The organism is Pseudomonas sp. WOUb67, assembly GCF_050058005.1.
GTDB lineage: Bacteria > Pseudomonadota > Gammaproteobacteria > Pseudomonadales > Pseudomonadaceae > Aquipseudomonas > Aquipseudomonas putida_R.
Window position 1 is genome coordinate 3,252,972 of record NZ_CP170112.1, and the last position, 24,233, is coordinate 3,277,204.

General features: G+C 64.5%; 16 protein-coding genes. 11 read left to right on the top strand and 5 right to left on the bottom strand.

Annotated features, from left to right (window positions below; all coding sequences use genetic code 11):
* Window positions 1–14: 14 nt before the first annotated feature.
* From ABOC32_RS14625 to ABOC32_RS14635, 3 genes are read right to left on the bottom strand one after another with little or no spacing between them, the layout of a single operon-like run.
* Window positions 15–809 (bottom strand): ABC transporter permease, encoded by a 795-nt coding sequence (locus ABOC32_RS14625; RefSeq protein WP_043201537.1) that lies wholly within the window; start codon window positions 807–809, stop codon window positions 15–17.
* Window positions 810–813: 4 nt separating this feature from the next.
* Window positions 814–1,683, bottom strand: coding sequence for an ABC transporter permease (locus ABOC32_RS14630; protein ID WP_016500285.1), 870 nt, complete (start codon window positions 1,681–1,683; stop codon window positions 814–816).
* On the bottom strand, window positions 1,680–2,699 hold the full coding sequence (locus ABOC32_RS14635; protein ID WP_426811548.1) for an ABC transporter ATP-binding protein: 1,020 nt from the start codon (window positions 2,697–2,699) through the stop codon (window positions 1,680–1,682). The genes ABOC32_RS14630 and ABOC32_RS14635 overlap by 4 nt, the downstream gene beginning before the upstream one ends.
* 249 nt (window positions 2,700–2,948) lie before the next feature.
* Here ABOC32_RS14635 and ABOC32_RS14640 point away from each other — a divergent pair, with 249 nt between their 5' ends.
* Window positions 2,949–3,776, top strand: a complete 828-nt coding sequence (locus ABOC32_RS14640; protein WP_426811549.1) for an IclR family transcriptional regulator — start codon at window positions 2,949–2,951, stop codon at window positions 3,774–3,776.
* Window positions 3,777–4,132: 356 nt separating this feature from the next.
* Here ABOC32_RS14640 and ABOC32_RS14645 read toward each other — a convergent pair.
* Both ABOC32_RS14645 and ABOC32_RS14650 read right to left on the bottom strand, forming a co-directional pair.
* Window positions 4,133–5,493 (bottom strand): IS3 family transposase gene (locus ABOC32_RS14645; protein ID WP_426809945.1). Its coding sequence is split into 2 segments (ribosomal slippage): window positions 4,133–5,025 and window positions 5,025–5,493, totalling 1,362 coding nucleotides; the frame shifts between segments, so codons are not numbered across the junction.
* Window positions 5,494–6,998: 1,505 nt separating this feature from the next.
* Entirely contained in the window at window positions 6,999–8,855 is a 1,857-nt protein-coding gene (locus tag ABOC32_RS14650) for an ABC transporter ATP-binding protein (protein ID WP_426811550.1), read from the bottom strand.
* A gap of 448 nt (window positions 8,856–9,303) precedes the next feature.
* Here ABOC32_RS14650 and ABOC32_RS14655 point away from each other — a divergent pair, with 448 nt between their 5' ends.
* The 10 genes from ABOC32_RS14655 (at window position 9,304) to dapA (ending at window position 24,214) form a co-directional block, all read left to right on the top strand.
* The gene (locus ABOC32_RS14655) at window positions 9,304–10,794 is read left to right on the top strand and encodes a BcsE family c-di-GMP-binding protein (RefSeq protein ID WP_426807691.1); all 1,491 of its coding nucleotides are present in this window, start codon (window positions 9,304–9,306) and stop codon (window positions 10,792–10,794) included.
* Window positions 10,791–10,976, top strand: a complete 186-nt coding sequence (gene bcsF, locus ABOC32_RS14660; RefSeq protein ID WP_016500280.1) for a cellulose biosynthesis protein BcsF — start codon at window positions 10,791–10,793, stop codon at window positions 10,974–10,976. The genes ABOC32_RS14655 and bcsF overlap by 4 nt, the downstream gene beginning before the upstream one ends.
* Complete coding sequence (bcsG, locus tag ABOC32_RS14665; protein WP_426807692.1) at window positions 10,969–12,588, top strand: cellulose biosynthesis protein BcsG; 1,620 nt, start codon at window positions 10,969–10,971, stop codon at window positions 12,586–12,588. Before bcsF ends, bcsG begins: the two co-directional genes overlap by 8 nt.
* Window positions 12,585–12,803 (top strand): cellulose biosynthesis protein BcsR, encoded by a 219-nt coding sequence (gene bcsR / locus ABOC32_RS14670; RefSeq protein WP_426807693.1) that lies wholly within the window; start codon window positions 12,585–12,587, stop codon window positions 12,801–12,803. The genes bcsG and bcsR overlap by 4 nt, the downstream gene beginning before the upstream one ends.
* Window positions 12,800–13,507 (top strand): cellulose biosynthesis protein BcsQ, encoded by a 708-nt coding sequence (bcsQ, locus tag ABOC32_RS14675; protein ID WP_426807694.1) that lies wholly within the window; start codon window positions 12,800–12,802, stop codon window positions 13,505–13,507. Before bcsR ends, bcsQ begins: the two co-directional genes overlap by 4 nt.
* The gene (gene bcsA / locus ABOC32_RS14680; RefSeq protein ID WP_426807695.1) at window positions 13,504–16,113 is read left to right on the top strand and encodes a UDP-forming cellulose synthase catalytic subunit; all 2,610 of its coding nucleotides are present in this window, start codon (window positions 13,504–13,506) and stop codon (window positions 16,111–16,113) included. Before bcsQ ends, bcsA begins: the two co-directional genes overlap by 4 nt.
* Window positions 16,110–18,392: a cellulose biosynthesis cyclic di-GMP-binding regulatory protein BcsB gene (gene bcsB / locus ABOC32_RS14685; protein ID WP_426807696.1), complete on the top strand. Its 2,283-nt coding sequence runs from the start codon at window positions 16,110–16,112 to the stop codon at window positions 18,390–18,392. Before bcsA ends, bcsB begins: the two co-directional genes overlap by 4 nt.
* Window positions 18,392–19,507, top strand: coding sequence for a cellulose synthase complex periplasmic endoglucanase BcsZ (gene bcsZ / locus ABOC32_RS14690; protein ID WP_426807697.1), 1,116 nt, complete (start codon window positions 18,392–18,394; stop codon window positions 19,505–19,507). The genes bcsB and bcsZ overlap by 1 nt, the downstream gene beginning before the upstream one ends.
* A complete protein-coding gene (gene bcsC, locus ABOC32_RS14695; protein ID WP_426807698.1) occupies window positions 19,495–23,013 on the top strand; it encodes a cellulose synthase complex outer membrane protein BcsC in 3,519 nt (1,172 codons plus the stop codon). Before bcsZ ends, bcsC begins: the two co-directional genes overlap by 13 nt.
* A 334-nt stretch (window positions 23,014–23,347) precedes the next feature.
* Window positions 23,348–24,214 carry a 4-hydroxy-tetrahydrodipicolinate synthase gene (gene dapA / locus ABOC32_RS14700; protein ID WP_426807699.1) on the top strand — a complete coding sequence of 289 codons (867 nt, stop codon included), beginning with the start codon at window positions 23,348–23,350 and terminating at the stop codon, window positions 24,212–24,214.
* Window positions 24,215–24,233 lie beyond the last annotated feature (19 nt).

Here is a 24,233-nt window from a genome sequence, read left to right on the forward strand (position 1 = left end):
AGGGGCATTCCTTGTCATTGCTTGCCTACCAGTACACGGTCCAGGCCATACACACGGTCCAGGGCGATCATGGTCAGGGCGGTGACGGCAATCACCAGCGCCGAGACGGCGGCCATCATCGGGTCGATGGACTCGGTGGCGTACACGTACATGCGCACCGGCAGGGTCTGGGTGGCGGGCGAGGTGACGAAGATCGACAGGGTCACTTCGTCGAAGCTGTTGATGAACGCCAGCAGCCAGCCACCGGCCACGCCGGGCAGAATCATTGGCAGGGTGACCTTGCAGAACAGCGTGATGCGCCCGGCGCCCAGGCTTTGCGCGGCCTGTTCGGCGCTGCGGTCGATGCCGATGGCAGCAGCCAGTACCAGGCGCAGCACGTACGGAGTAATGACCACCACGTGGGCGAACACCAGCCAGGTGAAGCTGCCATTGACCCCAAGCAGGGCGAACAACCTCAGCAGGGCCACACCCAGCACCAGGTGCGGGATGATGATCGGCGACAGCAGCAGGCCGTTGACAAAGCCCTGGCCGGGGAAGCTGTAGCGGGTCAGCGCCAGGCCCGCCGGTACGGCGATCAGGGTGGCCAGCGAGGCCGCCAGGGCGGCAAGTTTCAGGCTGTTGTAGAACGCGTCGAGGAAGTCGGCACGCTCGAACACAGCGCTGAACCAGCGCAGCGAGAAGCCGGCAGTGGGCAGGCTCAGGGTGTTTTCCGGGGTGAATGCCACCAGGCACACCACCACCAGCGGGGCGAGCATGAACAGCATCACCAGGGCATGGAAGGACAGGGCCAGCGGGCCGTTACGGGTCATCGGTTCACACTCCAAGTGCGCGTTTGTAGCGGCGTTCGACCAGCCGGTTCCAGCTGAGCATCACCAGCAGGTTGATCAGCAGCAGGGCGACGGCGATGGTGGCGCCCATCGGCCAGTTCAGTTCGGCCAGGTACTGGTCGTAGATCATGGTGGCGACCATCTTCAGTCGACGCCCGCCCAGCAGGCCCGGGATGGCGAATGAGCTGGCGGCCAGGCCGAACACGATCAGCGTGCCCGACAGCACACCGGGCATGATCTGTGGCAGCACGATGCGCCGGAACACCGTCCACTGGCTGGCGCCCAGCGACAGCGCGGCTTGCTCGGCGGCCGGGTCGAGCTTTTGCAGCGAGGTCCACACCGGGATGATCATGAACGGCAGCATCACGTGGACCAGGCCGATGATCACCGCAAACGGGGTGTACAGCAGCTTCACCGGCTGCCCGCCGAGGGCGCTGATGCCTTGGTTGATCAGGCCGTCAGACCCCAGCAGCAGGCTCCAGCCGAAGGCGCGCACCACCACCGAAATCAGCAGCGGGGTCAGCACCAGGATCAGGAAGATCGAGCGCCACGGCGCCCCCATTCTGCTGAGGACCATGGCTTCGGGGATGCCGATCAGCACACACAACAAGGTGACCAGGGCACTGATCCAGAAGGTGCGGAAGAAGATCTCGTAATAATAGGTGTCGGTCACCAGGCTCAGGTAATGGCTGAAGGTGTACTGGCCGGCCTGGATACCGCTGGTGTAGTCGAATGCGTTGAACGACAGCAATACGGTCAGCCCCAGCGGCATCACCAGCAAGGCCAGGAACAACAGCAGGGCCGGGCTGCTCAGGCCGTAGCCCCAGGTGTTGCTGCGCAGTTTTGCCGTACTCATGCGGCCACCTCGGCTGTGTTCAGCACCCGCAGCAGGGCATCGTTCCAGTCCAGGCCGACCTGGGTGCCTTCGTCCAGCGGCGCGCTGCCATCGTTGGCGCGGACCACCGCCAGGTTGCCCAAGGTGGTATCAACGCGGTACAGCCACTGGCTGCCCAGGAAATAGCGACAGCTGACGCGGCCTGCCAGCTTGCCGCTGCCGGCTGCACCCAGGCTGATCTTTTCCGGGCGCAGGCTGAGGGTCAGCGGGCCCTGGGCGGCTGCCTGCGGCAACCCGCCGGGGCCGGTGACGCCATGCAGGCGGTTGGCCTTGCCGACAAAGTCGGAAATGAACGGTGTGCCCGGGTGTTCGTAGAGGCGGTAAGGGTCATCGATCTGGGTGATGCGCCCGGCTTCCATCACCACTACCCGGTCGCTGATCGACAGGGCTTCGGCCTGGTCGTGGGTGACCATCAGGGTGGTGATGCCGACTTCGTTCTGGATGCGGCAGATCTCGAACTGCATCTCTTCGCGCAGGTGTGCGTCCAGGTTGGACAGCGGCTCGTCCAGCAGCAGCACCGGCGGTTCGATCACCAGTGCGCGGGCCAGGGCCACACGCTGGCGTTGGCCGCCGGACAGTTCGCGCGGGTAGCGTTCGGCGTGCTTGTCCAGGCGTACCAACGCCAGCGCCTGGTCGACGCGCCGGGCAATCTCGGCATTGGCCACCTTGCGCATGCGCAGGCCGAAGGCAACGTTGTCGCGCACGGTCATGTGCGGGAACAGCGCGTAGCTCTGGAACACCACGCCCAGGCCCCGGGTGGCCGGCTTGGCGTGGGTGATGTCGCGGCCGTCGAGGACGATGCGGCCACTGGTGACCTCGACGAAGCCGGCAATCATCTGCAGGGTGGTGGTCTTGCCACAGCCAGAAGGGCCGAGCAGGGAGACAAACTCGCCTTTTTCGATGGCCAGTGACGAACTGGCCACTGCCTCCGTAGCGCCATAGCGCTTGCAAAGCTTGTCGATCAACAGAAAGGTCATGGCTGTGCTCCATCGCAAACGGAACCGGGGTAACCCGGCAGTTTCAGGGTGGGCAGAGCGCCAGCGGCGAAAAGCAATGCTTTTACGGACGTTGGCGCTCGCTTCTATGGCGGCGGCCGATGTTGTGATATCGCCCTATGGACCGGAGAGTAGGGCAATGATTAGGATGGCGACAAAGGGTAATTTCACTGAGTGACAGCTATTTTGAAATTATTCCACTCAATGAAATTTCTATGGGTTTAACGAAAAATGGATTCCGATAAACGAAATGAACCAGCCAAGGAAGTTGGCGTAAGCGCAGTGTCGCGGCTGTTCGCCGTGTTGCGCGCGCTGGGCGATTGTGGGGGCGAAGGCGAGAAGGTCAGCCAGTTGGCCCAGCGGGTTGGCCTGGCGCAGCCCACCACCCACCGGCTGTTGCGTAGCCTGATCGAGGAGGGCATGGTCGACCAGTGCGCTACCAGCAAGCGTTATCGCCTGAGCCTGGATTTTTTTGCCCTGGCGGCCAAGGCCGGGCAGGCGGGCAACCTGCGCGATGTGGTGCGCCCCAGCCTGCTGCGGTTGTCGGCTTCGCTGGGCGATTCGTTGTTTCTGCTGGCGCGCTCGGGGTTCGATGCCGTGTGCCTGGACCGCAGCGAAGGGCCGTACCCGATCCGTACCTTTACCGGCGACATCGGCGGCCGGGTGGCATTGGGTGTGGGGCAGGGCAGCCTGGCGATCCTGGCCTTCCTGCCCGCGGAGGAGCGCGACGAGGTGATCCGCTACAACCTGCCGCGGTTGAAGGACTTTCACCATTACGACGAAGTGTTGCTGCGTGCCGAAATCGACAACGTGCGCAGCCTCGGCTATGCCGGGCGCAACACCGGAGTGCTCGACGGCATGGCTGGCCTGGCAGTGCCGATTCTCGACCGTAACGGCCATGCGGTGGCAGCGTTGAGCGTGGCGACTATCAGCGACCGCCTGGGGCCCAACCGCATGCCGACCGTGGTGGCATTGCTCAAGCGCGAGGCGGCGGCGATTGGCGAACGGGTCAACCCGTTCGACCCGGTGCTGCGCCGGCCTTCGCATGTGTTTGGCTGAAGTATCAGGTTCAGGTAGGCGCGATTTCGTTGGGCGCAACTGCCTTGCACAAAACCTGAAAGCTGGCGCGACCACTGTGGGAACGGCGTGCCCGCGAACACCGACGCAGCCGGTGCCATCCACCGCGCCGGGTTCTTCGCGGGCATGCCCGCTCCCACAAGGACCGCGCAGGCTTCAGGCTTATGCAGTACCTGTGGGACCAACTGTCTTTGCTCACACTTTGAAAGTCCACGCGATCACTGTGGGAGCGGGCGTGCCCGCGAACATGGGCGAAGCCCGTGCCATCCACCGCGCCGGATTCTTCGCGGGTGAACCCGCTCCCACAGGTTGGACTGCCCCCGAAAAGTTGGACAGTTTCAGCTAGCAGCCGCAGCGGCATGGGTCCTGTATTTCACAGGGCTCATGCCATTGAGCTTCAGCTTGATGCGGTCATGGTTGTAGTAGTGGATGTACTCGTCCAGACCGGCTTTCAATTCTTCAACGCTCTCGAAGCGCTTCGGGTAGAAAAACTCGGACTTAAGCGTACCAAAAAAGCTCTCCATAGCCGCATTGTCCAAGCAGTTTCCTTTGCGTGACATGCTCTGCTTCAGCCCTTGCTCTGCCAGCTTGTGGCGGTACTGCGAGTGTTGGTAGTGCCAGCCTTGATCCGAGTGAAGCACCAGTTTCGGCTTGTTTCCCAGGCGCTCGAAGGCCTTGTCCAGCATGTTGGTAACCAGCCCAAGGCACGGCCTGCTGGCTACTTCGTAGGCCACGATTTCGGCGTTGTACAAGTCCATCACAGGGGAGAGATAGATCTTTTCCTGGGCCACTTTGAACTCGGTAACATCGGTCACCCACTTCTGATTCGGGCGTTGCGCAAGGAAGTTTCGCTCCAACAGGTTGGGCGCGATGGTGCCGACAACCCCCTTGTACGACCGGTACTTTTTTGGCCGTACGAGTGAGCGAAGATTAAGCTCGACCATCAAACGTTCCACCACCTTCTTGTTAACCAAGGTGCCGCCATTGCGAATCACGATTGCAACGCGCCGGTAACCGTAAAGCCCTTTTTCCTCGTGATAGACACGATGAATCATCTGCTTCAGAGCAGCATGCTTGTCAGGTTTGGCCTGCGCTTGAAGCTGGTAATAGAACGTACTGCGTGGCAAATCAGCCAGCTGCAGAACGGCAGCCAAGGGAAACCGGTCCTTGAGCTCCGATACGATCAGGGCTTTTTGGGCTGCCTTCGTTCCTGCTTCTTCAGTTCCTCCAGCTTTTTTAGGTAAGCGTTCTCCATGCGCAGCCACTCAAGCTCAGCCAGCAACTGGTCACGGCTTTTCTCTGTGTCATCGGAAGTCGTAGGTTTAACGGGGTAAGGCTTCTTCGGCATGGCAGCGGGTTTTCTTCTCTTGGGAGCAAACGGTGCAGGATCACCACTGTAGTGCTGCCGCGCCCAAATGCCTACTTGGGAAGACTGACCGAGACCGAAATGGGCGGCGGTCTGACGCAAGGAAAGCTGATGTTTATGCATGTACTCAAGGACTGAGCACTTGTAGGCCGCACTGTACCGCTGGCCTAATTTGCGCAGACTGAACTGACCATGCTTCTGGAAGCTTGAGACCCAGCGCCGCAGCAGGCTGAAATCCACGGCAAATCGTTGAGCTACTGTTCGGAAGCCTTCACCGCTCTCCAGGTAAGCCTGAACGGCAGTAAGCTTGAATTGGTCTGAATACTTGCTCATGTGGACACCCCCAGAAATTGGATTGGTGTCCAACTTCTTGGGGGCAGTCCAGGTATCGCGCAGGCTTCAGGCTTATGCAGTACCTGTGGGACCAACTGTCTTTGCTCACACTTTGGAAGTCCACGCGATCCCTGTGGGAGCGGGCGTGCCCGCGAACACGGGCGAAGCCCGTGTCATCCACCGCGCCGGATTCTTCGCGGGCATGCCCGCTCCCACAAGGACCGCGCAGGCTTCAGGCTAATGCAGTACCTGTGGGAGCAACTGTCTTTGCTCACACTTTGGAAGTCCACGCGATCCCTGTGGGAGCGGGCGTGCCCGCGAACATGGGCGAAGCCCGTGCCATCCACCGCGCCGGATTCTTCGCGGGTGAACCCGCTCCCACAGGTATCGCGCAGGCTTCAGGCTTATGCAGTACCTGTGGGACCAACTGTCTTTGCTCACACTTTGGAAGTCCACGCGATCCCTGTGGGAGCGGGCGTGCCCGCGAACACGGGCGAAGCCCGTGTCATCCACCGCGCCGGATTCTTCGCGGGCATGCCCGCTCCCACAAGGACCGCGCAGGCTTCAGGCTAATGCAGTACCTGTGGGACCAACTGTCTTTGCTCACACTTTGGAAGTCCACGCGATCCCTGTGGGAGCGGGCGTGCCCGCGAACATGGGCGAAGCCCGTGCCATCCACCGCGCCGGATTCTTCGCGGGTGAACCCGCTCCCACAGGTATCGCGCAGGCTTCAGGCTTATGCAGTACCTGTGGGACCAACTGTCTTTGCTCACACTTTGGAAGTCCACGCGATCCCTGTGGGAGCGGGCGTGCCCGCGAACATGGGCGAAGCCCGTGCCATCCACCGCGCCGGATTCTTCGCGGGTGAACCCGCTCCCACAGGTATCGCGCAGGCTTCAGGCTTATGCAGTACCTGTGGGACCAACTGTCTTTGCTCACACTTTGGAAGTCCACGCGATCCCTGTGGGAGCGGGCGTGCCCGCGAACATGGGCGAAGCCCGTGCCATCCACCGCGCCGGATTCTTCGCGGGTGAACCCGCTCCCACAGGTATCGCGCAGGCTTCAGGCTTATGCAGTACCTGTGGGACCAACTGTCTTTGCTCACACTTTGGAAGTCCACGCGATCCCTGTGGGAGCGGGCGTGCCCGCGAACACGGGCGAAGCCCGTGTCATCCACCGCGCCGGATTCTTCGCGGGCATGCCCGCTCCCACAAGGACCGCGCAGGCTTCAGGCTAATGCAGTACCTGTGGGACCAACTGTCTTTGCTCACACTTTGGAAGTCCACGCGATCCCTGTGGGAGCGGGCGTGCCCGCGAACATGGGCGAAGCCCGTGCCATCCACCGCGCAGGATTCTTCGCGGGTGAACCCGCTCCCACAGGGACCGCGCAGGCTTGAGGCTTATGCAGTACCTGTGGGAGCGGCTTTAGCCGCGAACACCGGCGAAGCCGGTGCCATCCACCGCGTCGCCTGCTCGCACAATGTCCGCGTCAGCTTCAGGTGAAGCTATTCAACCGCCTCGGCCACGCCCTGGTCTTCACCCAGGAACCCACCACTCTGGTGCTGCCACAGTCGGGCATAGGTACCATTCTTCGCCAGCAGCTCGGCGTGGGTACCTTGCTCGATGATGCGCCCTTCATCCATCACGATCAGCCGGTCCATGGCAGCAATCGTCGACAGCCGGTGGGCGATGGCGATGACGGTCTTGCCCTGCATCATTTCGTCCAGGCTTTCCTGAATCGCCACTTCCACTTCCGAGTCCAGCGCACTGGTGGCTTCGTCCAGCAGCAGGATCGGTGCGTTCTTCAGCATTACCCGGGCAATGGCGATGCGCTGGCGCTGGCCGCCGGACAGCTTGATACCGCGCTCGCCCACCAAAGTGTCGTAACCGTTGTGGCCCTGGCGGTCGCTGAGCTGGCTGATGAAACCATCGGCCTGGGCATTGGCTGCAGCGGCGCGGATTTGTGCGTCGGTTGCGTCCGGGCGCCCATAGGCGATGTTGTCACGAATCGAGCGGTGCAACAGCGAGGTATCCTGGGTGACCATGCCGATGGCGCTGCGCAAGCTGTCTTGCGTGACCTTGGCGACGTTCTGCCCATCGATGCGGATTTCGCCACTGTCCACGTCGTAGAAGCGCAGCAGCAGGTTGATCAAGGTGGACTTGCCGGCGCCGGAGCGGCCAACCAGCCCGACCTTTTCGCCCGGGCGAATATGCAGGCTCAGGTCGTTGAGCACCTGGCGCTCGCCGTTGTAGTTGAAACTGACCTTGTCGAAGCTCACCGCGCCGCCGCCGGTTACCAGTTCGGTGGCACCCGGCGCATCCTGCACCTTGGGGCCGCGGGTGAGGGTGGCCATACCGTCCTGCACGGTGCCGATGCTCTCGAACAGTGAGGTCATCTGCCACATGATCCAGTGCGACATGCCATTGATACGCAAGGCCATGGCGGTAATGGCCGCAACCGCCCCGGTACCGACCTGGCCTTGGTGCCACAGCCACAGCGCGTAGCCGCCTGCACCAAAGATCAAGCCCACCACCAGCGCCTGGTTGACGATCTCGAACTGGCTGACCAGGCGCATCTGGCGAAAGCCGGTCTGCTTGAAGTCCTCCATGGCCGCACGGGCAAAGTGCGCTTCACGTTTTGAGTGCGAGAACAGCTTCACCGTGGTGATGTTGGTGTAGGCGTCGGAAATCCGCCCGGTCATCGACGAGCGTGCGTTGGCCTGTTCTTGCCCGACCTTGCCCAGGCGCGGCACGAAATACAGCATGGCCAGCCCGAACAGCAAGAGCCAGGCAATGAACGGCAGCATCAGTTTCAGGGCAAAGCCACCGGCCAGGGCGATGATTGCAATGAAGTACACGCCAATGCCGGGCAGGATCTCGATGAGCGTGAACAAAACTTCGCGCACCGCCAGCGCTGTCTGCATCACCTTGGTGGTAACCCGGCCAGAGAACTCGTCGGAGAAGAACGACAAGCTCTGGCGCAGCATCAGGCGGTGGAAGTCCCAGCGCAGGCGCAGCGGCAAGTTGATGGCCAGCACCTGGTGCTGCACCAAGGTGCGCAACGCCACCAGCCCGATGCTGGTGACCAGGACGATGCCTATCCCCCACAGCACGTGGCTTTCCTGGGTGCTGGCGGCGGCGCCGCCGGCCTGCCAGGCCGAGAGCAGGTCGACCACCTGGCCAAGGAAGGCAAACAGCCAGGCTTCGTAAATCGACACCCCGGCACTGAGCAGTGCCAAGGCAAGAATGTAGCCGCGTGCGCCGCGGGTGCAGGCCCACATGAAGCGCACTAGGCCAACGGGCGGCGGCGGGACCTCATCGGGGGGGAAGGGGTCTAGCCAGCGTTCAAAAAAGCGAAGCATGCGTGTCTCCGGAAAATCAGCATCTGCCTGACAGGTAACCTTACCGCACATCGGAACATTCGCCTGCTTGCGCAACACCACGCTGGTCGCCGAACTGTTCTTGCCGTGCGGTTGGTTGGGGCGGTGTGGCGGGCAGGTGAAACACATGGCGCCGCGTGTTCGCGGGACCGGTGAGCGAAAAAACAAGCCCCCACAGGCCTGCCAGTGAGGTTTTTTCGGCTGCGAGAAAGGGCGAGGAGGAGGGGAAGAATTACAGAACTTTGCAATTCATTACATTTCTTGTTGACATTATTTTGCCTTACTGCTGTAGAATTGACGCACCGAAATAGTGCATGAGTGTTTTTGTCGTTTTTTTGACGAGGATCAAGAAGCCTCGACGACCCATGTGCAAATCTAGCGTTGACGCTGTTTAAATCTTTGACGTAGAGCCACTGTTTTGACGAATGGAATGCCGTTGTTGGCTATTTCCGGCATAGGCGCCGAAAGCAGCTGCCTTCATGAACAGGGACTGTACTGGTTAGCCTGTGACGCCACGGAAGACGCCACTTTGCTATGCCGCCAAGTGCTCGAAGGCATGCCCGAGGGCGTGCGGGCAACCTTGATCACCGATGCACAAGCCATGGGTGATGTGCTGGGTGCGCTCGATGCGGCGCAGGGCCCGGGCGAGCTGGCACTGTACGAGACCACCCCGCAAGCCACCCTGCACCTGGTTGATGACTTGCCACGCATCGACGTGCCCGGGCGTGTGCTGTTGCTGCTGGCGCCACTCGAGGCCTGGGCGGGCGATGACGTTGCCCGTTGGTGCAATGCCCTGCGCCCGGTGTTGTTGGCCGAGGCTGCGCTGCTGCTGGTCATCAGCAGCGGGCAGGGTGCCGGACGGGTGGAGCAGCTGCGTGCGTTCAATCAGGGCGTTGACGGGCTGGCCCAGGTGTACCGCGGCAAAGGCGGGATGCGCTACCTGCAGCATTTCTGGAGCAACCCGCTCGGCAAGGCCGGTACGCGAGACTTGGAACTGGCGCGCCTCGACGTCGGGTTTGCCGTTACCGGAGCGCCGCAGGTGCCATCCGACACCGGTGGTGATGAACTGCTGTGCCTGGCCCAGCGCCCGGTACTGGAAGGCGCGCCCGCTTTCTCCGAGCACTGGCAGGTCTGCGAGAACCTTGACGAACTGAGCGCCAAAGCCAGCCGTGCGGTGTCTGCCACGGTGATCTTTGCCATGGATGGCGGGCAGCGCCTGGACAGCCTGGCACGCCAGCTGCACCGCCTGCGCCAGTTGCGTGGCAACGCCTTGAAGCTGGTGGTGCGCGAGATGGCGCCCACCCTGCGCTACCAGGACGAGCAACTGCTGCTGGCCTGTGGTGCCACCCAGATCGTGCCGTTCGGTGCCAGCCTGTCGCGCTTTTTGACCATGGTCGAGAGCATCCAGGGCTACGTATGGCGCCGGCATCTGCCAGGCAATTTCGATGCCTTGCTCGCACGGCTGCGACCGCTGGCCATTTGCGGGCTGGTGGCGCCCCGTGCATTTGCCGAAGCCGTGCAGACCATGTGGCACGGTGTGCGCAACGGCGAAATCGTCCACCAGTTGCTGGTATTGCGCCCGGCCCCTGGCCTGACCCCGCTGCAGGCCTGTTCGCGCACGGTGTTCCGTCGTGATGGCGACATCGCCTGTGTGGTGGGCGAAGTCCTGTTCCTGTTCCTGTTCGCCTGCCGCTCTGAAGGCGTCGAGCAAGCGCTTGACCACATCTTCCAGTTGTCGTGGAAAGAACTGTTCATCAGCCAGGAGGTACTCGCCGGGGTCGACAGCCTGGCCACCCCGGCGTTCCTCGACGACAGCGCTCCGCGCCCACCCCGGCTGGATGCATCGGCGCAACAACCTGCACAACCAAGGTCGGCCCTGGCGCCACGCCGGGCTGCCCTGGGCAAGCGGGGTACAGCATGAACTTCGTGCAGCTCCTGCAAGTAATCGCCATCACTGCGCTGGTTACGTTTGCCCTGGCCCTGCTGGTGCTGCGCTTGCGCGTTGCATTGCGCGGCTGGTTGCGCCGCCGCCTTGCACCCCGTTACCTGAAACCGCTGGGCGTCCGCCACCGCGCTGCACGCCAGGAACCCCGTAATGACTAAGACCACAGCCTCCCTCCCGGTACCGGCCCGCTGGCCTGGACTGGGAGGGTGGAACCTCTATTTCCTGGCAAAATTCCTGCTGGTCGCCCTCGGCATGCTGGACTTCCAGGCGTTGCCGAACCTGCTGTTCGCCGCTTTCCTGCTGCTGCCTTTGCCAGGTAGGTGGCTGCGCGTCGTGCGGCAGCTGGTGGCGGTGCCGATTGGGGTCGCGTTGTTCTACCAGGACACCTGGTTCCCGCCCTTCAGCCGCCTGCTGGCACAGCCGGGTGTGCTCGACTTTTCCTGGGACTACCTGCTCGAACTGCTGGGCCGCTTCATCAACTGGAACCTGCTCGGTGCATTGGCGCTGTTACTGGTGGGCTACCTGTACTTGCGCCATTGGCTGCGCCTGAGCACCTTCAGCCTGCTGGGGCTGGCGTGGCTGGCCGTGGGCGGGCTGCCTTCACTGGCCGTCAACGCCGGCCAGCCTTCCGGCAATGTGGCTGCAAACCCCGGCAAGCCCGTGCAGGCCGCAGCGCTTGCCGACAATGCCACGCTCGACAGCTGGCTCGAACGGTTCTTCGCCAGCGAGCGGGAGCGGGTGACGGCATTCCCTGCCCTCAATGCCGATGAGCAACCGTTCGACCTGCTGGTCATCAACATCTGCTCGCTGGCCTGGGATGACCTGTCTGCCGCGGGGCTGCGTGACAACCCGTTGCTGTCGCGCCTGGACGTGGTCTTCGACCAGTTCAATTCGGCCACCTCCTACAGCGGGCCGGCGGCCATCCGCGTGCTGCGTGCCAGCTGCGGGCAGTCGTCCCACGCGGGCCTTTACCAGAGCGCCCCGGAGCAGTGCCTGTTGTTCCAGAACCTGGCCAAGCTCGGCTTCCAGAGCAATACCTTGCTCAACCACAGCGGCCAGTTCGACAACTTCATCGGCGACATCACCCAGCAGCACATGCCGCAGCCCGGCTTGCGCAATACCGACTTCCCGCGCGCGCTGGTCGGTTTCGACGGCTCGCCGATTGCCAGCGACCTGGACGTGTTGCGCCGCTGGTGGGGGCAGCGCAAAGGCAGCGACGCCGAGCATGTGTCGTTGTTCTACAACAGCATCAGCCTGCACGACGGCAATCGCATCGTGACCGCCGACGGCGGTACCCGCGTGGCCGATTACGCCACCCGCGCCAACCGGCTGTTCGGCGAGCTGGGCACCTTCCTCGACGAGCTGGAGCGCAGTGGCCGCCGCGTGGTCGTGGCCATCGTTCCGGAACATGGCGCTGCGCTGCACGGTGACCGTATGCAGCTGTCGGGCATGCGCGAAATCCCGACGCCGTCGATCACCCATGTACCGGTCGGCCTGAAGTTCATCGGCATGGGGCAGCCGGCCCGCAGCGAACCGCTGCGTGTCTCGGCACCGACCAGCTACCTGGCACTGTCCGAGCTCGTGTCGCGCGTTTACGCCGGCCTTGGCCAGCAGCAGGTGCTGGATGTGCCCGGCCTGCTGGCCGACCTGCCGACCACCGAGAAGGTTGCGCAAACCTCCGGGGCAGAGGTTGTGAACTATCAGGGGCGCGCCTACATGCGCCTGCAAGGCCAGCCCGACTGGCAGCCCATCCCCGAGGAGCGCCCATGAACATTGGCAAAGCAGACCCGTCGGACCGCAGCGACGATATCGCCCAGTTGCGTCAGCACCTGGGCATGTCAGAACTGAACTACCAGGACATTTCCATGTTGGTGGGGGTTCAGCAGGCATTGCAGCGCTGGCCGTTGCTGGGCGAAAGCTGCCGGGCCAGCACCCCGGGCACGTCGCCTGTAGCTGCAGCGCAGCGCGAGGGTGTTTCGCCATGACCAGCCTGGCCTTGCACGGCGTGCGCGGTGGCCTGGGGCGTAGCGCCTTGCTGGCCGCACTGGGCTATGCGCTGCAGGGCGTGGGCGAGCGGGTGCTGCTGATCGACCTGTGCCCAAGCAACTTGCTCGGGCTGCACTTCAACCTGCCGCTGGATACGCAAGAAGGCTGGGCGTTGGCCGAGCAGCAAGGGCGGCGGGTCGACGATGCCGTGTATGAAGTCCTCGATGGCCTGTGTTTGCTGCCGTTCGGCAACCTGCCAGATGGCGTGCCGCGCCCTGCGCCCGACCCGCAGGCATGGCGCGCGCGTCTGGCCGAGCTGGCCGGGCATTTCGACTGGGTGTTGTTCGACCTGCCGCAACTGCCGCCCGATACCGCTGGCCACGGCATCGAGACCGATGTGCGAGTGCTGGTGGCCGAGGCCGAAATGGCCAGCCACTTGTTGCTCGGGCGCGAGCCGGTCGAGCGCTACGACATGCTGCTGGTCAACCGTTACGACCCGGCCAGCCGTTTGCAAAGCGACTTGTTGATGGTGTGGCGCGACCTGTACCGTGATCGCCTGCCGATCCAGGTGGTACACCGTGACGAGGCATTCCTCGAAGCGCTGGCGTGCAAGGCACCGCTCGGCCATTACGCGCCGCAGAGCCTGGCCTGCCGAGATGTGCAGAGCCTGGCGGTGCGTTGCCTGACGAGGCGCCAGCCGTGACGTTGAGCCCCCTGTCGGCGTACACCTGGTTCAGCACGCGCGGTGCGCGCTTACCGGTAGCCTGCCTGTTTACCCTCGGCGTCTGGCTGGCCTTCCTGTTCCTGCGGCTGGAGTCTCCGGCCTGGCAGGCGCTGTTGGCCGAGCGCCAGCGCCTGTACCCGCAACTGGCGGGCAAGCGCCCGAGCCTGGGTGACCCGATCCGCCTGTTGATCCAGAGCCTGTGGCTGTTGCTAAGGCAGCAACCGGCGCCACGCCGACCGGGGCGCGCACGGCGTGCCTGGGGCACCGTGCGCGAGCTGTTGCGTAACGTGCGACAGGTTGCGGGCCATTACCGCAGCCTGCTGATTGGCAGGTTACAGCAGCTACCTGCCCGCTACCGTGGCAGTGCCTTCAGGCATGAAGCCTCGGCACGCTTGCGCGGCTTGAGCGTGTTTGCCCGGCGGGCGTTCTACAGCGTGCTGACGCTGTGCGCGACCGGTTTGGCCCTGCTGTGCGTCACGGAGCCGTTCGGCTACCTGGCACAGCTGGTGTTTATCGGCCTGCTGCTGGGCATTGCCATGCTGGTGCGGCACATGCCAGGGCGTTTCCCGACACTGATGCTGATCGTGCTGTCGACCATCATTTCCTGCCGTTACCTGTGGTGGCGCTACACCGCGACCCTGAACTGGAACGACACCACCGACCTGGTGTGCGGGGTAATCCTGCTGGCGGCGGAAACCTATTCGTGGTTCGTGCTGATTTTGGGCTACATCCAGACCAGCTGGCCGTTGCAGCGCAAGCCGGCGAACTTGCCTGCCAACCCGCAGCACTGGCCGACCGTCGACCTGATGATCCCCACCTACAACGAAGACTTGTCGGTGGTGCGCACCACGGTGCTGGCGGCCCTGGGCCTGGACTGGCCACGCGAATGCCTGCGCATCTATATCCTCGACGACGGCCGCCGCGATGCGTTCCGCGCGTTCGCCGACGAAGTGGGGGTGGGCTACATCGTGCGGCCGGACAGCAAACACGCCAAAGCCGGCAACCTCAACCATGCGCTGGGTGTGACCGACAGTGAGCTGATCGCCATTTTCGACTGCGACCACGTGCCGGTGCGCTCCTTCCTGCAAATGACGGTGGGCTGGTTCCTCAAGGACCCGAAGCTGGCACTGGTGCAGACGCCGCACCATTTCTTCTCCCCCGACCCGTTCGAGCGCAACCTGGGTTCGTTCCGTCGCCGCCCCAATGAAGGGGAGCTGTTCTACGGCCTGATCCAGGACGGCAACGACATGTGGAACGCGGCGTTCTTCTGCGGCTCGTGCGCGGTGCTGCGCCGCACCGCGCTGGAAAGCATCGGTGGTTTTGCCGTGGAGACCGTGACCGAAGACGCCCACACCGCCTTGCGCATGCACCGCCAGGGTTGGTCATCTGCCTACCTGAGTATCCCGCAGGCGGCGGGCCTGGCTACCGAAAGCCTGTCGGCGCACATCGGCCAGCGCATTCGCTGGGCGCGCGGCATGGTGCAGATCTTCCGCACCGACAACCCCCTGCTCGGGCGTGGGCTGAGCCTGTTCCAGCGGGTGTGTTATGCCAATGCGATGCTGCACTTCCTGGCTGGCCTGCCGCGTCTGGTGTTCCTGACCGCACCGCTGGCGTTCCTGCTGCTGCATGCCTACATCATCTACGCGCCGGCGTTGATGATCCTGTTGTACGTGCTGCCGCACATGATCCACGCCAGCCTGACCAACTCGCGCATGCAGGGCAAGTACCGGCAAACCTTCTGGGGCGAGGTGTACGAGACCGTGCTGGCCTGGTACATCGCCCGGCCGACCACGGTCGCACTGTTCGCGCCGAAAAAAGGCAAGTTCAACGTCACCGCCAAGGGCGGCCTGATGGAGCAGGAGCAGTTCGACTGGCACATCGCCCAGCCGTACCTGTGGCTTGCGGCACTCAACGTAGCGGGCCTGGGCTTTGCCGTGTGGCGCCTGTTCACCGGCCCGTCGGCAGAAATCGGCACGGTGATCGTCAGTTCGCTGTGGGTGATCTACAACCTGCTGATCATCGGCGCCGCGGTTGCCGTGGCCGCCGAAGTGCGCCAGGTGCGCCGCGCCCACCGGGTACAGATGCGCCTGCCGGCAGGCTTGGTGCTGGCCACCGGTCACGCCTACCCGTGCACCCTGGTCGATTACTCCGATGGCGGTGTCGGCCTGCAGCTGCACGACGGCCTTGCGCTGAAACCGGGGGAGCAGGTGCGCCTGCTGCTCAACCGTGGCCAGCGCGAGTTCGCCTTCCAGGCCTGTGTCACCCGTACCGTCGGGCAGCACGTGGGCCTGGTGTTCCACGCGCTCAGCCAGCAGCAGCGTATCGACCTGGTGCACTGCACCTTTGCCCGCGCCGATGCCTGGCTGGGCTGGAGCGAGCAGCACGAGGTCGAGCGCCCGCTGCGCAGCCTGGTCGATGTGCTGAAGCTGGGCGGTGTCGGTTACCTGCGCCTGCTCGAGCACCTGCCGCCGTGGGTACACGCGTGGCTGCGACCGCTGCGCGCGCTGGCACGTTGGCTGGCCAGCTACTGGCCCCGCACACCGCGGGCTGTCCCTTCTTTGAACCTTGTTGATCGAGACGCATGATGACTGGTTATCCCGCGCGTACCTGGGGCCTGGCGATGGCGCTGTTTGCCGCCTTGTCGCAGCCTGCTGCTGCCGCCTCTGTAGCCCCGCTTGCCGAGCCAGCCGTACCCACGGTACCGAACTGGCCAGTGATGAAAACCTTCGAGCAGCTCGGGCATGCGTCCGACAGCCTGTTGCTGGGGGTGCGCAACACTGAACACATCGAGTTCGGCGTGCGTCGCGACCGCCTGGCCACTGACGCCAGCCTGCAACTGGACTACACGCCTTCGCCAGCGCTGCTGCCGAACCTGTCGCACCTGCGCGTCTACCTCAATGACGAACTGATGGGCGTGGTGCCCGTGGAGAAAGACCAGCCTGGCCAGCGCGTGCGCCGCCAGTTACCGCTGGACCCGAAGCTGCTCAGCGACTTCAACCGGGTGCGCCTGGAGTTTGTCGGGCACTACACCGACATCTGCGAAGACCCGGCGCACAGCGGCCTGTGGCTGAACCTCAATCGCAAGAGCCAGGTGCAGTTGCACGAGCAGGCCCTGGCGCTGGACAACGACCTGGCCTATTTCCCGCTGCCGTTCTTCGATGCGCGGGATACCGGCAGGGTGGAACTGCCGGTGGTGTTCAGCGGCGTGCCAAGCCTGGGTGAGCAACGCGCGGCGGCGATCCTGGCGTCGTACTTCGGCAGCCAGGCCGGCTGGCGCAAGGCAACCTTCCCGGTGCTGTACAACCGCCTGCCGGCACGGGCGGACACGCCGAAGCCAAGCATCGTGTTTGCCACCAACGACCGTCGCCCGGCCTTCCTCGCCGACCTGCAGCAGTTCCCGCCGGTCGATGGCCCGGTGCTGCAGATGATCGACCACCCGGATGACCGCTGGAGCAAAGTGCTGCTGGTGCTGGGCCGCAACGACGATGATCTGGTCAAGGCCGCGTCGGCGCTGGCGGTTGGCAACAACCTGTTCCGCGGCGCCCGGGTGAAAGTGGAGCAGATGACCCCCTTGCAACCACGTCAGCCCTACGATGCGCCCAACTGGACGCGCACCGACCGGCCGGTACGCTTTGCCGAGTTGCTGGACTACCCCGAGCAGTTGCAAGTCAGTGGCCTTCAACCGCGGCCGGTCACGCTGGAGCTGAACCTGCCGCCTGACCTGTTTGTCTGGCGTAACCAGGGCATCCCGCTGCGCACCCTGTACCGCTACACGGCGCCTGCGGTAACCGACGAATCGCGCCTGAGCATCAGCGTCAACGACCAGTACATCACCAGCATGCCGCTGGTGGGCAATGACCGGCGCAGCGGCACCCTCGAAGAAATGCGCCTGGCGGTGTTGTCCGGTGACAGCACGGCATTGACCGAAAAGTCACTGGTGCCGGCGCTGAAGATCGGCGACCGCAACCGCTTGCGCTTCGATTTCAGCTTTGCCAGCACCTTGGGCAGCGCCCAGCGCGACCGGTGCCAGACCTCGCTGCCGGTGGATGTGCGCGCCGCGATCGACGACAACTCCACCATCGACCTGTCCGGTTATCACCACTACATTGCCATGCCCGACCTGCGTGCATTTGCACGCAGCGGCTTCCCGTTCAGCCGCATGGCCGACCTTTCCGAAACCCTGGTCATCATGCCGGCCAAACCCACGGCGATGCAGGTCAGCACCTTGCTCGACACCGTTGGCGGTGTGGCAGGGCAGGTCGGTTACCCGGCGCTGGGCCTGCAACTGGTGGATGACTGGAAGCAGGCCGCAGCGGCCGATGCCGACTTGTTGCTGATCGGCAGCCTGCCCGAAACCCTGAGCGATGCGCCCAACCTTGGCCTGCTGCTCAGCGCCCAGCGTGACTGGTTGCTGCAAGGCCGTAGCGCAGGGCTGCCGGGCAGCCAGCGCTTCGACACCGCGCCGGTGGCTGCAAGCAGCCGCGTGGCGGTAAGCGCGCAGGCACCCATCGCGGCGATCACCGGGTTGAAATCGCCGTTCCATGAGCAGCGCAGCGTCGTTGCCCTGTTGGCCAGTAGCGACAGCGACTACGGCTTGCTGCGCGATACGCTCGGCGACGTAGGCAAGCTCGACGCAGTGGCCGGTTCGGTCACGCTGGTGCGCAGCAGTGGCGTGAGCAGCCAGTTTGTCGGTGAGCATTACTTTGTGGGCGCCTTGCCGTGGTGGCTGCTGTTGTGGTTCCACTTGTCCGAGCACCCCGTGCTGCTGGCGGCGATCGCCGCCGTTTGCGTGGTGCTGTTTGCCTTCCTGCTATGGCGGGCACTGCGTTGGGCGGGCAAGCGCCGCCTGGGTGAGGCGCGGTGATGATGCGCCGATTGCTGGTGGGGCTGGTCACCTTCGGCCTGCCGTTCTTCGCCAATGCCGTGCCGGCCTGTCCGTGGCCCGCCTGGGACCGCTTCAAGGCCGAGCTGGTGAGTGTGGACGGCCGGGTCATCGACCCGAGCGACAAGCGCCTGATCACGACCTCGGAAGGGCAGAGCTATGCACTGTTTTTCGCCCTGGTAGGCAATGACCGGCAGGCCTTCGCGCAAATGCTGCGCTGGACCACCAACAACCTGGCCGAAGGTGACCTGGCCCGGCATCTTCCCGCCTGGCTGTGGGGCCGTAACAGCCAACAGCAGTGGCAGGTGCTGGATGCCAACAACGCCAGCGACGCCGACCTGTGGATTGCCTACAGCCTGCTGGAAGCGGGGCGGTTGTGGCACGAGCCGGCCTACACGCAACTGGGCCAGCGCCTGCTGTGGCGCATCGCTGCGCAGACCGTGCGCAAGCTGCCAGGCCTGGGTGTGATGTTGCTGCCGGGCGACTACGGTTTCGAGGATGCCCGTGGCACACGCTTGAACCCCAGTTACCTGCCGTTGCAACTGTTCGACCGCTTCAACCTGGTGGACCCGCTGTGGGGCGAGCTGGCGGCCAATACGCGGCGCTTGTGGCTGGCGTCGTCGCCCAAGGGCTTCGCCCCGGACTGGTTACTGTGGACGCCGTCCGGTGAGCTGGCCACGGATCCACAGCATGGCAGTGCCGGTGATTACGATGCCATCCGGGTTTACCTGTGGGTTGGCATGCTGGCCAAGGACGCGCCACAGCGTGCCGAACTGGTGGCCCGCTATGCCCCGATGGCGGCATTGACCACACGTGACGGGCTACCGCCAGAGCACGTGGATGCGCGCAGTGGTGCTGCCAGCGGCCATGGCCCGGCAGGTTTTTCGGCGGCCTTGCTGCCTTTGCTGGCGGCGTCGCCCGAGCACGTGGCCGGCCTGGCGGCGCAGCGTCAGCGCTTGCATGAGCAGCCGGTCGAGGCCAAGGCGTATTACAGCCAGGTGCTGGCGCTGTTTGGCCAGGGGTGGGACGAGGCCCGTTACCGTTTTGATCCGCACGGCCGCCTGTTGCCGGCCTGGAGCATGCCATGCAGCGAATGATCGGTGTGCTGATGCTGGCGACTGTGGCTTGCCAGGCCGTGGCACAACCCAAGGATGCCGGGGAGCAGCGCCAATGGTTGTTGGACCAGGTGCGCCGGGGCGAGGCGCTGCACCGTGATGACCTGGTGCGTGATGCACTGGGCCGCCTGCAACTGCTGGAGCCGCGCAACCCGGATGTGTTGCTGGCGGCCTTGAGCCTGGCGTTGCGCGAAAAGAACAACACCGAGGCCGAGCAGCTGAGCGCCAGGATCAGCGCCCTGGCACCCGGTAGCCTGCAAGCGCGTCAGGCGGCGCGCCTGCTCGCGTTGCAGCAGCCGGAAACCGCGCGGCGCTTGCAGCAGGCGCGCCTGCTGGCCGTTACCGGGCGCAACCAAGAGGCGCTGGCGGTGTATGAGCAGCTGTTCGCTGGCGAGCCGCCTAGCCTTGAGCTGGCCCTCGATTACTGGCGCGTGCGCGGCAACCTGCCAGGCCAGCGGCCTGAAGCGATCAGGCATTTGCAGCAACTGGACCAGCAGTACCCCGGCAGTGCCGGCCTGCGCCAGACTCTGGCCGGCTGGCTGTTCGCCGAAAAGCGCGCCCCCGAAGCGCTGGCACTGCTCGATCAGCTGGCGCGCGACCCCGGCGCACGGGATGCTGCCGCCCAGCGCGAGTTCGACTACCTGTCCGGGCAAGCGGTAAGCAACGCCAGTGCGGCAGCTTGGCAAGCCTTCCTCCAGCGCTACCCGGCTTCGCCGCTGGTGGCACAGGCCAGCGCCAACCTGCAACAGCAGCGCACGCTGCTGGCCGACCCGTCCTGGCAGGCGGGCCAGCGGGGCAAGGCGTTGCTCGACAAGGGCCGCAATGCCGAAGCCGAAGCGCAACTGCGTCGGGCGTTGCGCAAGTACCCGGAGGACGCCAGCCTGCACGGCGCCCTGGGCTATGCGCTGATGCGCCAGGGCCGCTACGAAAACGCCAATGCAGCGTTCCGGGCGGCGAGTGCCAAGGAACAGGACACCTACTGGATCAGCCAGTGGAAGGACCTGGAGTCGTCCAGCCAGTATTGGGCGCAACTCGACAAAGCTGAGCGCGCCCTGCAAGCCAAGGACCTGCGAGGCGCCCGCGCACTGTACTTGCAGGCGCGCCAGCAACGCCCGAAAGATGAGTACGCCTTGCTTGGCCTGGCCGATGTTTCGCTGGCCGAGGGCGATGCGGCTGCTGCAGAGCGGCAGTTCCTGCAAGTGAGGCGCATGGCGCCGGATAATGAAAGTGCCGTGCGTGGCCTGATGCGTGTGTACCAGGCGCAATCGCCCGCCAAGGCGCAGGCGTACCTGGACAGCCTGCCGCCACGCCAGCAGGTGCAGTTCGCCAGTTTGCGCCGCAGCCTGGAACTTGCACGCTTGCGTCAGCAGGGTGAGCAGGCGCTGCAACGCGAAGACTGGGCAGCGGCCAGCCAGGTGCTGGCCCAGGCCACTGCCTTGGCCCCCGATGAGCCCTGGCTGGTGTATCAGCTGGCCAACAGCCTGCGTCACCAGGGCCGCACCGCCGAGGCCGACGCGGCATTCGCCAGGCTGGTGCAGCACCAGCCGCGCGACCCGGCAACCCGCTATGCCCACGGCCTGTTCCTGGAGTCCAGCGACCGTGATGCCTTGGCCCTGGACAGCCTGGGCGCAGTGCCGCAGGCAACCTGGAACGCTGACATGCAGGCGCTGCAGCGGCGCATTCAGCGCCGCATGACCTTGGCCTCGGCGCAGCAGCTACAGGCCCAAGGCCGCGGTACCGAGGCGACAGCCTTGCTTGAAGCCAGCCTGGCGCGTGGCGAAGGCGGCCCCGACGACCTGATGCTGTTGGCTGACTGGGCGGCAGCGCGCGGTGAGCCTGGCAAGGCGCTTGGTTATTACCAACGTGTGCTGGCCATACAGCCCGGGAGACCGGACGCGCGGCTTGGCGTGATCGAAAGCGCGGTGGCTGAAGGCGACCTGGCCAAGGCCCGGCACATAATGACCGTGCAGGTACCACAGCTGGCCGCCGATGACAGCAATGCCCAGCGGCGCCTGGCGGCTGTCTGGGTGGCCTTGGGCGAACACGACCAGGCGGCCGGGCTGCTCGACCGGATTGCCGCGCAGCAGCCCCGGCCTGACCCATTGTTGCGCCGTGACGCCGCCCGCCTGGTGGCGCAGGACGACCCGCAACGGGCGCTGGACCTGTACGCCGCAGCAATGGCCGATGCGCAGTTGCTGGACCGTGCCGCCGCCTCGCCACGGAATGACCGTGCCCTGACGCTGGCCAGCCGTGAGCAGGACGCGGACGACTGGCTGGCGCGTAGCCTGCGCAGCGACGTCGACGCGCTGTATCGCCAGCGCAATACCCATGTGACGCTGATGCACGACTACGGCTGGCGCCAGGATGACGGTACGCCGGGCACCTCCGAGCTGAGTACCCAGTCGACCCTGTTGCATGTCGATACCCCTTGGCAGGACGGCACCGCCTTTGCCCGTATTGAGCGCATCGGCATGGATGCAGGGTCGTTCGAGCAGGACGATCAGGGGCGCTACACCCCCGACTTCGGTAGCTGCCAGTTTGTCGGCCAGACCACTGACGGAAAAACGCTGCCTGCATGCACGGGGGGCTCGCAGACCGCTGACGGCAGCGTGCTGGCGCTGGGTTGGCAAGGCAGCCGCTGGGCATTCGACCTGGGCACCACCCAAGGCTACGCGATCAACAACTGGCTGGGTGGCGCAACGCTCAACGGCGACCTCGGCCAGGTCGGCTGGTCGCTGACGGCGTCGCGGCGGCCCATGAGCAACTCGCTGTTGTCGTTCGCCGGGGCACGCGACCGCCCGACGGGCGTGCGCTGGGGCGGGGTCACCGCCAATGGCGGCACGCTCGGCCTAAGCTGGGACCAGGGCGGCGACAACGGTGTCTGGGCCAGCCTGGGGCATCACTGGCTGTATGGCGAGAACGTTGCCGACAACCAGCGCACCCGGGCCATGGCCGGCTATTACCGCCGCGTGGTGGAAAGGGCCGACGAGCGCGTGCGTGTCGGCCTGACGCTGATGCACTGGCGCCATGACAAGGACCTGGGCGGCTACAGCCTGGGGCAGGGCGGTTACTACAGCCCGCAGCGCTACACGTCGGTGGGCATGCCGGTCAGCTACGCCTGGCGCAACTACGACTGGTCGCTGTTGCTGGAAGGTTCTGTCAGCTGGTCCCAGGCCCACAGTGGCAGCAGCCGGTTGTACCCGGACGCGCACATCAATCGCAAAGTGCTGGCGCAGTATGCTGTCGATTCCAACATCGATGCCATGAGCGAAGCCAGCAACAGCAGCGGGCTGGGCTACCGCCTGCGCGGGCTGTTCGAACGGCGCCTGAGTGATCAGTGGGTACTGGGCGGTGGCTTCGACTGGCAGCACAGCGATGACTATGCGCCTAGCCATGGCATGCTCTACCTGCGCTACCTGTTCGAGCCGTGGCGGGGCAACCTGGCCTTGCCGGTAACGCCGCTGGAGCCCTACAGCGAGTGGCGTTGACGGCAATACCCGCCTTGCACGGTCCTCCAGATACCGATGCAGACCAAGGGTTGACACCAGCCACGCCGCCGCACCATTATCCAGCCATACCTGCGCAACGGGCTTTCTCATGATGTCCACATCCAACCACGCCATTTCCGCTTCGGGCTTCATTGCCCAGGCAGGCGCGTGCGTTGCCGTTGCCAAGAAATCCAAGAAACAGCCGCTCATCTGACCGAGGCGCGCTGTCTCGTCAGATGGGCTGACGAGACAGAAGGCGCCAGGCATCCCTGCCAGACCACTTCGACTCTTCACCCGCTGACGCTGACTTTCGGTCAACATCAGGAGTTTTTGCATGTCGAATTTCCGTGGTATCTGGATCGCCCTCGTCACACCCATGCGCGCCAATGAAGTCGACTTCGCCGCCCTGGAAAAGCTGGTGAAGAAGCTGCTCGAAGACGGCGTGGCCGGTTTTGTGGTGTGCGGTACCACGGGGGAGGCGGCGGCGCTGTCCAAGGCCGAGCAACTGGCCGTGCTGGATGCCGTGCTGGCCTGGGTGGCGCCAGGCCAGGTGGTGATGGGCCTGTCGGGTTACAACCTGCGCGAACTGTTGGCGTTCCAGGCTGAAATCCAGCAGCGTGACATTGGTGGGCTTCTGGTGCCGGCGCCTTGCTACATCCGCCCATCGCAGGCCGGCATCGAAGCCTTCTTCAACACCGTAGCCGATGCCGCCAGCGTGCCAGTGATCGTGTACGACATCCCTTACCGCACCGGCGTGCGCATCGAGCGCGAAACCTTGCGCCGGATTGTGCGCCACCCGCGCATCGCGGCAGTCAAGGACTGCGGCGGCGACAGCGAAACCACCATGGCCCTGATCCAGGACGGCCACGCCCAGGTGCTGGCCGGTGAAGACCTGCAGATATTCAACAACCTGTGCCTGGGCGGTGCAGGGGCCATTTCGGCTTCGGCGCATGTGCATGCCGAGCTTTACGTGCGCATGCTGCGGCAGGTCGATAGCGGCGACTGGGCGGCGGCGCGTGGCACGTTCTACCAGTTGCTGCCTTGGATCAAGCTGGCCTTTGCCGAGCCCAACCCGGCTGTGGTCAAGGCAGCTTTGCAGTTGCAGGGGTTGATGACCGATGAGCTGCGCGAGCCCATGCAGGCTTGTACTGAAGCAACCCGGGACAGGCTATCGCCTGTGCTGGCGCTCTCCGGTGCCTGAGGGGGCATGTGCTTGCAGT